13 protein-coding genes are annotated in these 12,313 nt (G+C 60.6%); 8 read left to right on the top strand and 5 right to left on the bottom strand.

Annotation, left to right across the window (positions count from 1 at the left end):
* Positions 1-274 precede the first annotated feature (274 nt).
* Positions 275-577: an H-NS histone family protein gene (locus D0B32_RS15315; protein ID WP_117334786.1), complete on the bottom strand. Its 303-nt coding sequence runs from the start codon at positions 575-577 to the stop codon at positions 275-277.
* A gap of 294 nt (positions 578-871) precedes the next feature.
* Between D0B32_RS15315 and aqpZ the strand changes: the two genes are divergently transcribed.
* The 3 genes from aqpZ to D0B32_RS15300 all read left to right on the top strand — a co-directional run bounded on the left by aqpZ (position 872) and on the right by D0B32_RS15300 (position 3,157).
* Positions 872-1,615 (top strand): aquaporin Z, encoded by a 744-nt coding sequence (gene aqpZ, locus D0B32_RS15310; RefSeq protein ID WP_117334785.1) that lies wholly within the window; start codon positions 872-874, stop codon positions 1,613-1,615.
* Positions 1,616-1,849: 234 nt separating this feature from the next.
* A complete protein-coding gene (locus tag D0B32_RS15305; protein WP_117334784.1) occupies positions 1,850-2,521 on the top strand; it encodes a histidine phosphatase family protein in 672 nt (223 codons plus the stop codon).
* Positions 2,522-2,875: 354 nt separating this feature from the next.
* Entirely contained in the window at positions 2,876-3,157 is a 282-nt protein-coding gene (locus tag D0B32_RS15300; RefSeq protein ID WP_117334783.1) for a PXPV repeat protein, read from the top strand.
* Positions 3,158-3,310: 153 nt separating this feature from the next.
* Here D0B32_RS15300 and D0B32_RS15295 read toward each other — a convergent pair whose 3' ends face one another.
* Together D0B32_RS15295 and D0B32_RS15290 are read right to left on the bottom strand one after the other, a co-directional pair.
* Positions 3,311-4,132: a Cof-type HAD-IIB family hydrolase gene (locus D0B32_RS15295; protein ID WP_117334782.1), complete on the bottom strand. Its 822-nt coding sequence runs from the start codon at positions 4,130-4,132 to the stop codon at positions 3,311-3,313.
* 124 nt (positions 4,133-4,256) lie between these two features.
* Positions 4,257-5,150, bottom strand: a complete 894-nt coding sequence (locus D0B32_RS15290; protein ID WP_117334781.1) for a BadF/BadG/BcrA/BcrD ATPase family protein — start codon at positions 5,148-5,150, stop codon at positions 4,257-4,259.
* 168 nt (positions 5,151-5,318) lie between these two features.
* Between D0B32_RS15290 and D0B32_RS15285 the strand changes: the two genes are divergently transcribed.
* Together D0B32_RS15285 and D0B32_RS15280 are read left to right on the top strand one after the other, a co-directional pair.
* Entirely contained in the window at positions 5,319-5,912 is a 594-nt protein-coding gene (locus D0B32_RS15285) for a DNA-3-methyladenine glycosylase I (protein WP_117334780.1), read from the top strand.
* 366 nt (positions 5,913-6,278) lie between these two features.
* Positions 6,279-6,704 (top strand): hypothetical protein, encoded by a 426-nt coding sequence (locus D0B32_RS15280; protein ID WP_117334779.1) that lies wholly within the window; start codon positions 6,279-6,281, stop codon positions 6,702-6,704.
* A 133-nt stretch (positions 6,705-6,837) separates the two neighbouring features.
* Here D0B32_RS15280 and rpsU read toward each other — a convergent pair whose 3' ends face one another.
* On the bottom strand, positions 6,838-7,050 hold the full coding sequence (gene rpsU / locus D0B32_RS15275) for a 30S ribosomal protein S21 (protein ID WP_074262890.1): 213 nt from the start codon (positions 7,048-7,050) through the stop codon (positions 6,838-6,840).
* Positions 7,051-7,349: 299 nt separating this feature from the next.
* Positions 7,350-8,303, bottom strand: coding sequence for an aldo/keto reductase (locus D0B32_RS15270; protein WP_117334778.1), 954 nt, complete (start codon positions 8,301-8,303; stop codon positions 7,350-7,352).
* Positions 8,304-8,595: 292 nt separating this feature from the next.
* Here D0B32_RS15270 and D0B32_RS15265 point away from each other — a divergent pair, with 292 nt between their 5' ends.
* From D0B32_RS15265 to D0B32_RS15255, 3 genes are all read left to right on the top strand, one after another.
* On the top strand, positions 8,596-10,062 hold the full coding sequence (locus D0B32_RS15265; RefSeq protein ID WP_117334777.1) for a flagellin: 1,467 nt from the start codon (positions 8,596-8,598) through the stop codon (positions 10,060-10,062).
* 162 nt (positions 10,063-10,224) lie between these two features.
* Positions 10,225-11,778 (top strand): flagellar filament capping protein FliD, encoded by a 1,554-nt coding sequence (fliD, locus tag D0B32_RS15260; protein ID WP_117334776.1) that lies wholly within the window; start codon positions 10,225-10,227, stop codon positions 11,776-11,778.
* Positions 11,779-11,815: 37 nt separating this feature from the next.
* Positions 11,816-12,115, top strand: coding sequence for a flagellar protein FliT (locus tag D0B32_RS15255; protein ID WP_117334775.1), 300 nt, complete (start codon positions 11,816-11,818; stop codon positions 12,113-12,115).
* Positions 12,116-12,313 lie beyond the last annotated feature (198 nt).

Genomic DNA, 12,313 nt, shown 5'->3' with positions numbered 1-12,313 from the left:
GCCTGAAATGCGCAAACGCCACTTTTCGCGTCACTTTTCGGATTGGTCTTAAGACAGGCCAATTCCGAACAGGTTTGCAATGTGAATCGTTTGCGCGAGCGGAATTGCACGGAGTTAGTAGCAATCTTCAAAAAAAGCCACCTGTCACAGGTGGCTTTTTTTCTGCCGTGATTGGCGTAAAGGCGGCACAAATCGGAGATGAGTTACGCAGCAGATTCAGTTGCCATGCGCAGCGACCTTCAGAAAGCTTTCACCCTGATAATCTACTGAACAACTAAGCCTGATCGATCAAAAAGCGATCACGGTTCTTACCGGCAATCCAATTGGGCGGCTTGCCGCGGCCACTCCATGTATTGCCCGATTTCGGATCCTGATACTTCGGCGGCAGCGGCGCCTTCTTGGGCGGCCGGCCCCGGCGCGCGGCGGCGGCAAAGCCCAGGTCCTGGGCGGTCAGTCCGTATTCAGCGATCTTGTTGCGAATGTCCTCGATCACATTACCGAGTTCAGTGCGTCTCGCTTCATCGGCTTGCGCCTGCAATCTGGCGATTTGCGCCTTGAGTTCAGCATATTGCGACATATGGTTCTCCCTTTTTGTAGAACGTATTGCCTCGGAGACTAGCTGCAATTAGCGAATTTCGCAATGGCCATTAATACCCGCATATGCAAGGTATCGTCTGATAATTTTATTAATGGTTGTTGGATTGTTAAATGACCCGCGCTTTATCGCGAAATAATCCGGCCGCCAGATCCGAAGATTGACAATTCTTCACACTCAATTCGATCCGACTTCCCTAGAATCTCGCGTTTGAAGGTATGCATCCGAATCTCCGTTGCCTGCTTCAATCAAGTTAATTTTTTAGGATTACGTATCATGCAGCTGTCTAAACGCCTCGTTGCCGAGTTGTTCGGCACTTTCTGGCTCGTCCTCGGGGGTTGCGGCAGCGCCGTCCTCGCCGCCAACTTCGCCGGCCCGGTTCATGGGTTGGGCATTGGTTTCGTCGGCGTGTCGTTCGCGTTCGGCCTTACTGTGCTGACCATGGCCTATGCCATCGGCCACATTTCCGGCTGCCATCTGAACCCGGCGGTCAGCGTCGGCCTGACGGTTGCCGGCCGCTTCCCGGCCCGCGATCTGGTGCCGTACATCGTCGCTCAGGTCATCGGCGCGATTCTCGGCGCCTTCGTGCTTTCGCTGATCGCGAGCGGCAAGCCGGGCTTCGACCTCGTCGCCAGCGGCTTTGCCAGCAACGGTTACGGCGACCGCTCACCGGGCCACTACACGCTGGCAGCCGCATTCATCTGCGAAGTGGTCATGACCGGCTTCTTCCTGTTCGTGATTCTCGGCGCCACTGACAAGCGCGCACCGGCAGGCTTCGCACCCATCGCCATCGGCCTGTGCCTCACGCTGATTCACCTCATCTCGATTCCGGTAACGAATACTTCGGTAAATCCGGCACGCTCGACGGGTCCGGCGCTGTTCGTCGGCGGTGCAGCGGTCGATCAACTGTGGTTGTTCTGGGTTGCACCGATCATCGGCGCGGTGATCGCAGGCTTCCTGTACCCGATCGTCTCGACCGATCGTCGCAAGAGTTTGGCAGCGGCAATGTCCGACGCTTGATCTCGCAAGAGCGATAGTGTTTTAAACGGGCGCGACGGCGCCCGTTTTTGCATTTAAAACGCGTGTTTCATCGGTGCGGGTCTGGCTGGCGCATGCGCGGTCAGTTTGCGCCACCGGGTAGCCGGCGCGAAGTCTCTCCAGACGTCTCCACGACCGGCTCCCCCCGGCGCACTGGAATCGGCGCCCTCACTGCTAGAATCGTCCGACTCTCATACGGCCCGAAGGGATCTCCCGATGAATGGTTCCCGCAGACTCCTTCAACGCGTTGTGCTCGCGCTCGCCTCATGCTGCGTCGGCGCCCTCGCACCGTTGGTCGCCCATGCGGCCGACAACATCACCGAAACGCTGATATTCGTTCGGCACGGCGAGAAACCGGCCGAGGGTCTCGGGCAATTGGACTGCAAGGGCCTCAACCGCTCGCTCGCGTTGCCGGCGGTGATTGCAGCCAAATTCGGCAAGCCCGATGTGATCTTCGCGCCCGATCCTGGCCAGCAAAAGAACGACGGTGGCCATCCTTATTACTATGTGCGGCCGTTAGCGACCATCGAGCCAACGGCTATTCAGTTTCAGCTGCCAGTGCAGACGCCGTACGGATTCGCGCAGATCGATCAACTCGGCAGCGCGCTCGTCGACCCCGCGTATCACCACAAGCTCGTCGTCATTGCGTGGGAACACAAGGAGATCGAGAAGCTGGTGCGGCAGATGGTGGCCGCCCACGGCGGCAACGCCGCCGACGTCCCCAAATGGCATAGCGACGATTTCGACAGTATTTACGTGGTGAAGCTGGATTGGCAGGGCAGTTCGCCGCGCGTGACGTTCGTGCACGACCACGAGGGTCTGAATGACCGCTCCGCCGATTGCCCCTGTGCGTCCTTACCCGACGCCGCCGCCAGCGCGGCACATTAAATAGCTAACACAGATGTAAGGGACGCTTACCACGTCCTCTTTTGCAGCGGCGATCGCGCCCTTAGAGACGCGCTTTTCCGCTCTGCACAATGGCCCGAAAACGGCCATGCGGCGGGCGATCCAACGAAAACGGCCTCGATTTCATCCCGTCTGAATGGCGATTGGCGACGCAGCTATCTGCAACATTGATGCTTGCAGACCGTAACATCTGGTCGCACTCCGGCGCGCCGCGACGCGTAGATTGAAGGCGTGGGACAACACGTCCTCAACAGCAACCATCCAGCGTGAGAACAAAGTGAGCGTTCGGCGCCACAGGTTCAGATAACCGCGCAGGATGGCACCAGGAGAGTCAACATGAAACGCATCGTCACTCATTTGCTTGTAGCAGCAGGTCTCGCCGCCGGCGCATGTGGCGTCGCGCAAGCCCATACGGATCTGAGCGTCGGCTTGTCGCTCGGCGTGCCCGCCCCTGTGTATGTGGCACCTGAGCCGGCCTACGCCCAACCGGTCTACTACGCTCACCCGGGTTGGGACCGCGGTTACTATGGCCAGGATCACCGTGGCTGGGATCATGGTGATCGCCACGGAGGCTACGATCACCGGGACGATCATCGCGGCCAAGGTTGGCACGGGTAATTGATAAAGCCTTGATCAGCGCTACGCCGCGACTGTAAATACTGGCGGCGCAGCGGTCCAGGCACCCTGATACTCGTCCAGTGTCATCACGGACGAGTATCAGTGGTTGGCCCGCTAGCCACTTTCCACTCCCCCTTCCCCGCTGCGCTCCATTCAAGACGCCAGTTCGCCATCCAGCGCGAACAGCTTGCGCAGATGGTGCGCCACACCCGCTTCGAAGTTGTTGCCAATGCGCGTGACGCCTGGCAAGCGAGCCACGAGGTCGGGATTCGCGTTGTTCATCATGAATGGATGGCCTGCGGTTTCCAGCAGATCGATGTCGTTCATGTTGTCGCCAAACGCGACGCAGCGTGACGCGTCCACGCCTAGACGCTCGAGTACCTGCTTCAGCGCGCGTCCTTTGGATACATTCGACGTCATCACTTCGAGGCAATCCGGCAGCGAATAGGTGACGTAAAGCGCGTCGCCAAATTCGCGTTGCAGATTGGCTGCAATCTCGGCAAGGTCGGCCGGCTCGCCGATGTACAGCGTCTTTGCGATACCGTTGCCGTCGTGCTGCTTCAGATCGGTCACTTCATAAGTGAAACCGGAATCCTGATGGAGACGCAACAGTTCTGGTGCGTCGCGGTCGATCAGCCATTGCTGGTCGGCAAACAGATTGACGATCACGCGCCCGTGCGTGCCGATGATTTCGGGATGCACGAGGCGATGCACGGCGGCAGGCGGCAGATTGTCAGCGAAGATCATTGCATCGCCAGGGGCGTGAATGCGCGCGCCATTCGACGTGATCAGGTACGGACGGATGCCGAGCAGGTCCCGAATACCTGCCACGTCGCGATAGTGGCGCCCCGTCGCGATGATGAAATGCAGCCCTTGCGCCTCCAGCTGGCGCACCGTCGCGACGGTGAACGGATCGACCTGATGGTCGCCGTTGAGCAGGGTGCCGTCGAGATCGGTGGCGATAACTTTGTACATGGTTTGAGCAGCCGGGAACGTCAAAGCACGTATTTTATCGTTGCTTGGCGCTTCAGCCGTGACAGATGGCGTCGGCAGTAGCGATACGTGTTCTGGCGGCAGGTTGCGGCGCGGCTTGTTGCTTTTATCGCGCTGAACTGGCCGCCATCCGCGCTGCTTCCCTTTGCGCCAGATGCAACGCACCGTGCGCGGAGTCGGCCAGCGGCGCGCGCAATCTTGCCTGGTATTGCTGCGGCACATACTTGCTCAGCGGCACGCCCAATCCGCCGCATAGCGCGATAGGCAAGGCCCCGGCGGGATCGAGCGCAGCAATGATCTTGCCGATCTCAATGCCGGCCGCACTCAGCAGATGCGCCGCGTGCGGGTGGTTGCTGTGTTCGAACACCAGCGGCGCGAGGCTTGCGTAGGCGGTCTGGTTGGCGGCGCACAGCCAGACGACCAGACTGTCGCGATCCCGCGCGTCTACCCGGTCAAGCAGCGCCTGGGCCAGATCGTCGAAAGGCACACGGCCGTCGAGCGCCTGCTGCGCATGCACGATTAACCGCAAGCCGAGCCAGGCGCCGCTCGCCTCGTCGCCGGAAGGAAATCCGTAGCCACTGGCGAGGCGCCATTCATCTCCACCGTCGAGCACAGCGGCAACACTGCCCGTGCCGAGCGCGACGATCACGCCGTGGCCACCACCATGCGCCCCGAGCAAGGTGGTATAGGCGTCACTTTCGATGGCAAGGCCCGCCAGTTTCGGCGCCTGCGCCTGAAATGCGGCCAGCCAGTCGGGATTGTTGACGCCCGCCAGCCCGCAGCCCATTACGCAGCGCGACCAGTCAAGTGCGACGCCCGCACGGCTGAATGCTTGCTCACACCCCGCCTGAATGGCCTGCCAGGCGCGCTCGATGCCAAGACCCAGGCCCGAGGGGCCGCTCGCTGCCTGGGCCAGTTCGCGTCCTTCGGCATCGCCCAGCACCACACGCGTGCCGGTGCCGCCGCCGTCGATACCAACCAGAAAGAGTTCCGTATTCATCAAATGTGTATCTGCATGAAGGGGTTCGTTGATGGCGTATAGCGTGGCAGGTCCGCTTCGATCCGGCAACTGGCCGAACGGCCTGGTTGCGGCGGCGATCCGTTCCGCTATGCTGGCGAAGCCCGGGCAGCCGGGCTTTCGATTCACATCAACAGCAGGAGCCGGACCGTGACACAGCGATGCAACTGGGCCTCGAGCGAAGCGCTCGCACACTACCACGACAGCGAATGGGGCGTGCCATCGCGAGACGATCAGCACCTATTCGAGATGCTCGTGCTCGAAGGCGCCCAAGCCGGCTTGTCGTGGTCGACGATCTTGAACAAACGCAGCGGATATCGCCGGGCGTTCGCTAACTTCGATATCGACGCCGTGGCGCGCTTCACGCCCAAGCACGTGGACAAACTCGTGCTGGATGAGTCGATCGTCCGGCATCGCGGCAAGATCGAAGCAGCTATCGCCAATGCGCGCGCGGTCCAGCAGATTCGCGCCGAGCATGGATCGCTCGCCAATTTCGTGTGGTCGTTCGTCAACCAGACGCCAATCCAGAACAAATGGGAGTCGTATCAACACGCGCCGGCGTCCACCGAGGTCTCGGACGCGCTCAGCAAGGGGTTGAAGCAATACGGCTGCAAATTCGTCGGCACCACGATTTGCTACGCGTTCATGCAGGCAGTCGGCATGGTCAACGACCATCAAACGGACTGCCATTGCTACGCCCGCTGCGCGGCGCTCGGCAAAAAGGGACGCAATAAGACGGCCTGATCCTGCCCTCGGGAAAGTCCTTAGCCATGCAGGTCTAAACCGGCAGAGCCTTGTCTGGCAAGGCTTTCCGCCGTCCGCGCGGCTGCAGATCACACGCTGCCATGTCAAAATTGCGTGCCCGCGCACACTGACACTACGGTTTTTACCGGCTACGGTCGTTATACCTAGCAAAGGGGCAGAGTGCGCGATCTGTAGCGGCATCGTCCTGCGAAACGCTGCATTGATGCGCTCTTACCTTTCAACGCCGCCCACGGGCAGCCGCCAGGTGCGATCTGGCGGGGTATCTGGCGCTGCCGGCGCGCGGTTTCGAACTTATTGACTGAATACCAGAACGACCGCTGCGCCCCTCGCGCAGAGGAGAAGACCATGAAAAGTTTAAACTTCCTGACCCATCAGGAGATATTCGACCGCGCTGTCGCGCATCTCGACGGCCAGGGGCGTGCGGCCTTGCTGCCGCGCGGCGGCGGTGCCTATCGCGGATACTGCGGCGGTTGCCCGGTCGGCAGCTACATCAAACCCCGCGACTACATGACCGCGATGGAAGGCATACCCGTCCGGTTCATCAACAAACCTCCGGTCGAAGTGCCCGCCTATATGGATGTCGGCATTGCGGCGCTCAAACGGGCGCTGCTGCGCTCGCGCGTGAACGTCTACGATGCGGCAACCGTCGATCTGCTCAGTTGCCTGCAAAACGTGCACGACGTGTTCGGCACGTGGGAATGGCGCGAGCGGCTCGTCTCGATTGCGCGCCAGTTCGGCCTTTCGGCGGCGCGCGTTAAACACGCCGCCTGAGCTTTGTTAGTGGGCGGCCCGCTGCATGCGGGCCGCCACGGCCAATCCAACGAGATACCGCGCGCAAATAAAAACGGCGGTGTGGCTTCTTTCGAAGCTCACACCGCCGTTTTGGCCGTGCTTGAAAGCGTGCTTAGTGCAGCTTTTTCGGCAGTTGCTGGCTACGCAGGCGCTTGTGCAGGCGCTTCACAGCAGCAGCCTTCTTGCGCTTGCGAGCCGTCGTCGGCTTTTCGTACGATTGGCGTTCACGCAGTTCTGCGATCAGGCCATTCTTTTCGATTGCGCGACGAAAGCGGCGGATCGCCACTTCGAACGGCTCGTTTTCCTTCAGAAGAATCGTCGTCATGTAATTCCTAACAAATCGCTAGATACGGGTAATTGCGTGGCGGGTTGCCGCTCACGCGCCGGTCCTCCGGTCGCTTCGATTTCATGGCCAATAACAGGAAAACGAAACCATGCACGAAGCGAGAGGCAAGCGGCCGCGGAGGCCGGAAAAGAGAGCTGGGGAGTCACCGCTTAACGCGGCCAGACGCACATCACAAGCGCCGCGTCTGTTGCCGCTCCGCCCACCCAAGGCGAACGAAACAGGCAAAGATCTCAATTCACTCCCGATGATATCAGGAAAATAACGTGCCTACCACCAATTTAGCCATTGCGCCAGGCACTTGCGTCATCCAGCAGACGCATGTCGGCGCCTGTCAGCATCAGTTCGACGGAGGCGGTGAGGCTTTGCAACTGTTCGACTGACGTGGCGCTGGCAATTGGGGCCGTTACACTCGGACGCGCGATCAACCAGGCCAGCGCCACCGTCGCCGGGGTGCTGCCGTGCTGGTCGGCCACCGTATCAAGCGCCGCAAGGATGCGGGTACCGCGTTCGTTCAGATACTTTTCGACCCGGCTGCCGCGTGCGCTTTTGCCCAGATCCGCAGCTGAGCGGTATTTGCCGGACAGGAACCCGCTGGCCAGGCTGTAAAACACGACCACGCCGAGATGCTCGGCCTGCGCGACCGGTTCGATATCCGTTTCATAGGCTTCACGGTCGTACAGGTTGTATTCGGGTTGCAGGATCTGGTACTCGGGCAGCCCGTTTTCGCGAGAGACCGCCAGCGCCTCCTTGATCCGCGCGCCGCTGTAGTTGGACGCGCCGATCACCCGCACCTTGCCGGCTTCGATCAGGCGCTGATAGGCCCCGAGCGTCTCCGCGAGCGGCGTTTTCTCGTCATCGGCGTGCGAAAAATATACGTCGATGTAATCGGTTTGCAGACGGCGCAGCGAATCTTCGACCGCGGCCTGAATGTTGGTCGTCGACAAACCCTCGCGCTGCGGATGCTTGCTCACCTTGGTCGCCAGCACGATCTGGTCGCGCTTGCCGCTGCGCTTGAACCACTTGCCGAGGATGGTTTCCGACTCACCGCCCTGATTGCCCGGCACCCAGGCCGAATAGACGTCCGCTGTGTCGATGAAATCCAGTCCCGCGTCCACGAATGCGTCAAGAATGTTGAATGACGTCGCTTCGTCCGCGGTCCAGCCAAACACATTGCCGCCAAACATAAGCGGCGCGACCTCCAGGTGCGAATTGCCAATCCTGCGTTTTTGCATGATTTCTCCAGCATTTGCGCTTAGTCAGAGAGAAACAGAATAACGCGACTTTCCAAGCTCTGCGTCGAGGTCCGCAGCGCCCTTGCCTCCGTCCCATAAGGTGGGGCGCCAGGTAGCGCGCTTCCGTGCGCCGTAAAACCTGGTAAAACGATTGCGTCCCAATTGAATAAAGTCCCTCAAGTTTTTTTTTCCTGCGCCGAAAACCTGCTCAGAGGCGGCCAGCAATGAACGAGTGCTCCGCCCATGTCAACGTGACAGTAACTTCAGGGCAACAGCCTCTTGGGAGAATTTCATGCTCAGCATTAACAGTAATATCTCGTCGCTGACCGCGCAGGAAAACCTGAACTCTTCGGGCGCAGCGCTCTCGCAAGCCATCACCCGCCTGTCTTCGGGCAAGCGCATCAACAGCGCAGCAGATGACTCCGCTGGCCTGGCAATTTCGACGACCCTGCAAACGGCCATCAACGGCCTGAACCAGGGCGTGTCGAACGCGAACGACGGCGTGTCGATGGTGCAAACGGCCAGCACGGGTCTGAGCCAGATCACGCAATCGCTGCAAACCATCCGTTCGCTGGCTGCTGAAGCCGCCGGTGGTTCGATGTCGACGCAGAACCAGCAAGCTCTGCAACAGGACGTGGCTGAGCAAGTTGCTGAAGTGAACCGCCTGGCATCGCAAACCTCGTACAACGGTATCAACCTGCTGAACGGCACCGCAGGCAACGTGAGCGTTCAGGTCGGCGCAAGCGTCGGTCAAACGATCACCATCAACCTGAGCCAAGGCGTGTCGGCATCGTCGCTCGGTAGCGGCCCGGTTGCAGCAAACACGGTGGTTGGCACGATCACGGGTCTGGACCTGACGTCGACTGGCGCAGCAAACTCGGCTGGCGGCACGGGCGCGATCACCTCGATCAACGTCGTGGCAAACGGCACGGGCGGCTTCTCGTTCACCGACCAGAACGGTTCGGCGATCTCGAGCTCGGCAGCAGCAAACCTGTTCACGATCACCGGCACGCCGAGCGGCATCGACGGCATTTCGGTGAACAGCGGTGGCGGCCTCACGATCGCTAACGAACTGGCATCGATCAACTCGGCTGAAACTGGCTTCGGTTCGACGGCTACGTCGGGCACGGTGCTGGGCACGCTGTCGGGTCTGAGCATCGATCCGACGACCGGCCTCGCAGCAGCAACGGGCGGTGCAAACACGGTTACGTCGATCACGGTTGAATCGAACGGCAGCGGCGGCTTCAAGTACCTCGACCAGAACGGCAACCAGTTGTCGACCAGCGCAACGAGCGGCCTGTTCGCAGCATCGTCGAGCAGCGGTACGCTCGCATTCGCTACGGGCGCTACGCCGGTCAGCACGATCGGTGCAAACGGTGTCAGCACGGCAAGCTCAGCAGCAGGCGCAACGTCGCTCAACCTGATCAACTACAACAACCAGCCGACTTCGGTTGCGAACGTCAACGTCAGCACCACGGCAGGCGCAAACCTGGCGATGCTGTCGGTCGACAACGCGCTGGCAACGATCAACAACATTCAGGCAACGCTGGGTGCAGCACAAAACCGCCTGACGGGTATCGCGACGTCGCAGCAAGCTGAGTCCACCGACTTGTCGAGCGCACAATCGCAGATCACCGACGCAGACTTCGCACAGGAATCGGCGAACCTGAGCAAGGCTCAAGTGCTGCAACAAGCAGGTATCTCGGTTCTGGCGCAAGCCAACTCAAACCCGCAGCAAGTTCTGAAGCTGCTGCAATAAGGTAGTTTCGAGCAGTAAAGCGGATGGGCCGTAGCGCAGTATCGACGGCTCATCCGCGTAAAAATTTTCTTACCGGGAGGCTCGACCTCCCGTCAACACGTTCGGACCCGATACAACAGTGACGACTTCGGTCGCGCGGTCCAGAGCAAGCACGGAGCGTATATGTCGACAGTTTCCGGAACGGCTTCAGCAAGTACATCAGTTGCCCAGGTACAGGCGGAGACGCAATCCGCGCTGCAGGAAGCAGCCCAGTCCATCATTTCTGGCGCGACTGGCAATAGCTCGCTGGACGTATCGTCGCTCGTGACCGCTCTCGTCGCCTCGAAGACCGCTGGTACCGAGGCTGCGCTGACCACCGAAGCCACTAACGACAACACCCAGATCTCCGCGCTCGGCAAGCTCTCCGCTGCCCTGTCCGCGTTGCAGGTCGATCTCGCGCCGCTGTATGGCGGCGGGCTGCTGACGGCGTTCACCGCCACCGCGACCGGCGGCACCGGCCTGACCGCTACTGCCGGTGCGGGCGCCGTCGCCAGCACTTACTCGGTCGACGTATCGCAGATCGCCACGGCGCAAAGCGTGACGTCGAAAGCATTCAATACCACCGACGCCGGCGCGCTCGGCACCGGCACGCTGACCGTCGGGGTGGGCAGCAATTCGATGACGATCAACGTCACGTCGTCGAATGACACGCTCAGCGATATCGCCTCCGCGATCAACACCGCGAATAACAATCCGGGGATTTCAGCCTCCGTTATCACCGGCTCGGACGGCACCCACCTGGTGCTGAACTCCAAGTCGACCGGCGCGGCCAGCACGATCAACGTGACCGTGTCGAACGCCGCGTCGAGCACGTCGCCGCTGAACAGCCTGGGTGTGACGACCACCGCCGCAAGCGACAGCACCGCCGGCAGCACGTCGACCATCAGCACCGGCAACGGCTGGACCCAGAGCGCCTATGCTCAGGATGCCGAATTCACCATCAACGGCACCGCGGCAACCAGCTCGACCAACACGGTGACCACGGCACTGACCGGTGTAACGCTGAACCTGACGGCCGACGCGATCGACAGCACCGGCAGCAAGCCGCAAACACTGACGGTGGCCGCGGACACGACCACTCAGGCCACCGACATCGAGAACTTCGTCAGCGAATACAACTCGGTGGTGAGCACGATCGCCTCGTTGACCGCTTTCGACTCGACGCAATCGGCAGGTTCGCAAGGCGGCCCGCTCTTGGGCGACACGACGACCAACATCATCCAGAACGCGCTCGGCAACATTGTCAGCAGTTCGGTGACTTCAGGTGGCGTCTCGGCCACGCTGGCAGACGTAGGTATCAGCCTGAATGCCGACGGCACGCTGACGCTCGACACGTCCACGCTCACCACGGCGCTGCAAAACGACCCGAACCAGGTCTCGACGCTGTTCAACCTGACCAACGGTGTCGGCGCGCAGTTGAACAACAGCATCAACACCTTCGCGTCGACGGGCGGCATTCTGGATCAGCGCACGGCGGTTTATTCTGCCGACCTGACCAACGTCAAGACCCAGGCAACCGCGCTCACGGCGTATTCGTCGCAATTGACCACGCAATACACCAACGAGTTCACTGCACTGGACTCGCTGATGGCCACAACGGAAAACGACACGCAGTACCTGACCCAATTGTTCGGCGGCGCAAACAGCGCCGGCGCACTGGCCTCAGGCAAGTCCTGACGAGAGCCTTTAAGACATCATCACGGAGCACGGCAACATGGACCAGACACAGCTCGTCGAACGCGTATTCGAAATGACCCAGGCTATCGCCGAGGCCGGACAGATCGCCGATTGGCAAAAGGCTGCCCGCCTCGCGCAGGAACGTTCGCCGCTCGTGCGTTCGATCCAGCGGGAACAGGCGCCGGTGGCACTGGCGATGATCCGTCGCATTCAGGCAATGGACCGCTCGCTCATTGACGACGCACGCACGACGCAAGCTGAACTGACCGCGGAATACGAACTCGCTACGCGGCGCATCAAATCCGCGCAGCAGTACAACCGGGTTGCCATGTTCTGATGTTTTAAAGCTGATGAAATCTGCCGGTTGCGAGACCGGATAGCACTGAACAGTACCGAATAACAAGAAACGCGCCGGCGTACAGGCGCGCTCGTTCGCCTCAAGCCCGCTCATAGCGGGCTTTTTTTTTGCCACTGTTTTTGCATTGGGGCCGCAGCGGGCGCGGCGAAATGGAGGGAAATCAGGCCTTTACTCCGC

The organism is Paraburkholderia sp. DHOC27 (genome assembly GCF_003429005.1).
In the GTDB taxonomy this organism is placed as follows: Bacteria; Pseudomonadota; Gammaproteobacteria; order Burkholderiales; family Burkholderiaceae; genus Paraburkholderia.
Note: the sequence above shows the minus strand (reverse complement) of the source record. Positions and strands in the feature narration are given on the sequence as shown.

Coding starts and splice junctions, on each gene's coding strand:
- D0B32_RS15315 (WP_117334786.1), bottom strand. CDS start 577: ATGTCGCAATATGCTGAACTCAAGGCGCAAATCGCCAGATTGCAGGCG.
- aqpZ (WP_117334785.1), top strand. CDS start 872: ATGCAGCTGTCTAAACGCCTCGTTGCCGAGTTGTTCGGCACTTTCTGG.
- D0B32_RS15305 (WP_117334784.1), top strand. CDS start 1,850: ATGAATGGTTCCCGCAGACTCCTTCAACGCGTTGTGCTCGCGCTCGCC.
- D0B32_RS15300 (WP_117334783.1), top strand. CDS start 2,876: ATGAAACGCATCGTCACTCATTTGCTTGTAGCAGCAGGTCTCGCCGCC.
- D0B32_RS15295 (WP_117334782.1), bottom strand. CDS start 4,132: ATGTACAAAGTTATCGCCACCGATCTCGACGGCACCCTGCTCAACGGC.
- D0B32_RS15290 (WP_117334781.1), bottom strand. CDS start 5,150: ATGAATACGGAACTCTTTCTGGTTGGTATCGACGGCGGCGGCACCGGC.
- D0B32_RS15280 (WP_117334779.1), top strand. CDS start 6,279: ATGAAAAGTTTAAACTTCCTGACCCATCAGGAGATATTCGACCGCGCT.
- rpsU (WP_074262890.1), bottom strand. CDS start 7,050: ATGACGACGATTCTTCTGAAGGAAAACGAGCCGTTCGAAGTGGCGATC.
- D0B32_RS15270 (WP_117334778.1), bottom strand. CDS start 8,303: ATGCAAAAACGCAGGATTGGCAATTCGCACCTGGAGGTCGCGCCGCTT.
- D0B32_RS15265 (WP_117334777.1), top strand. CDS start 8,596: ATGCTCAGCATTAACAGTAATATCTCGTCGCTGACCGCGCAGGAAAAC.
- fliD (WP_117334776.1), top strand. CDS start 10,225: ATGTCGACAGTTTCCGGAACGGCTTCAGCAAGTACATCAGTTGCCCAG.
- D0B32_RS15255 (WP_117334775.1), top strand. CDS start 11,816: ATGGACCAGACACAGCTCGTCGAACGCGTATTCGAAATGACCCAGGCT.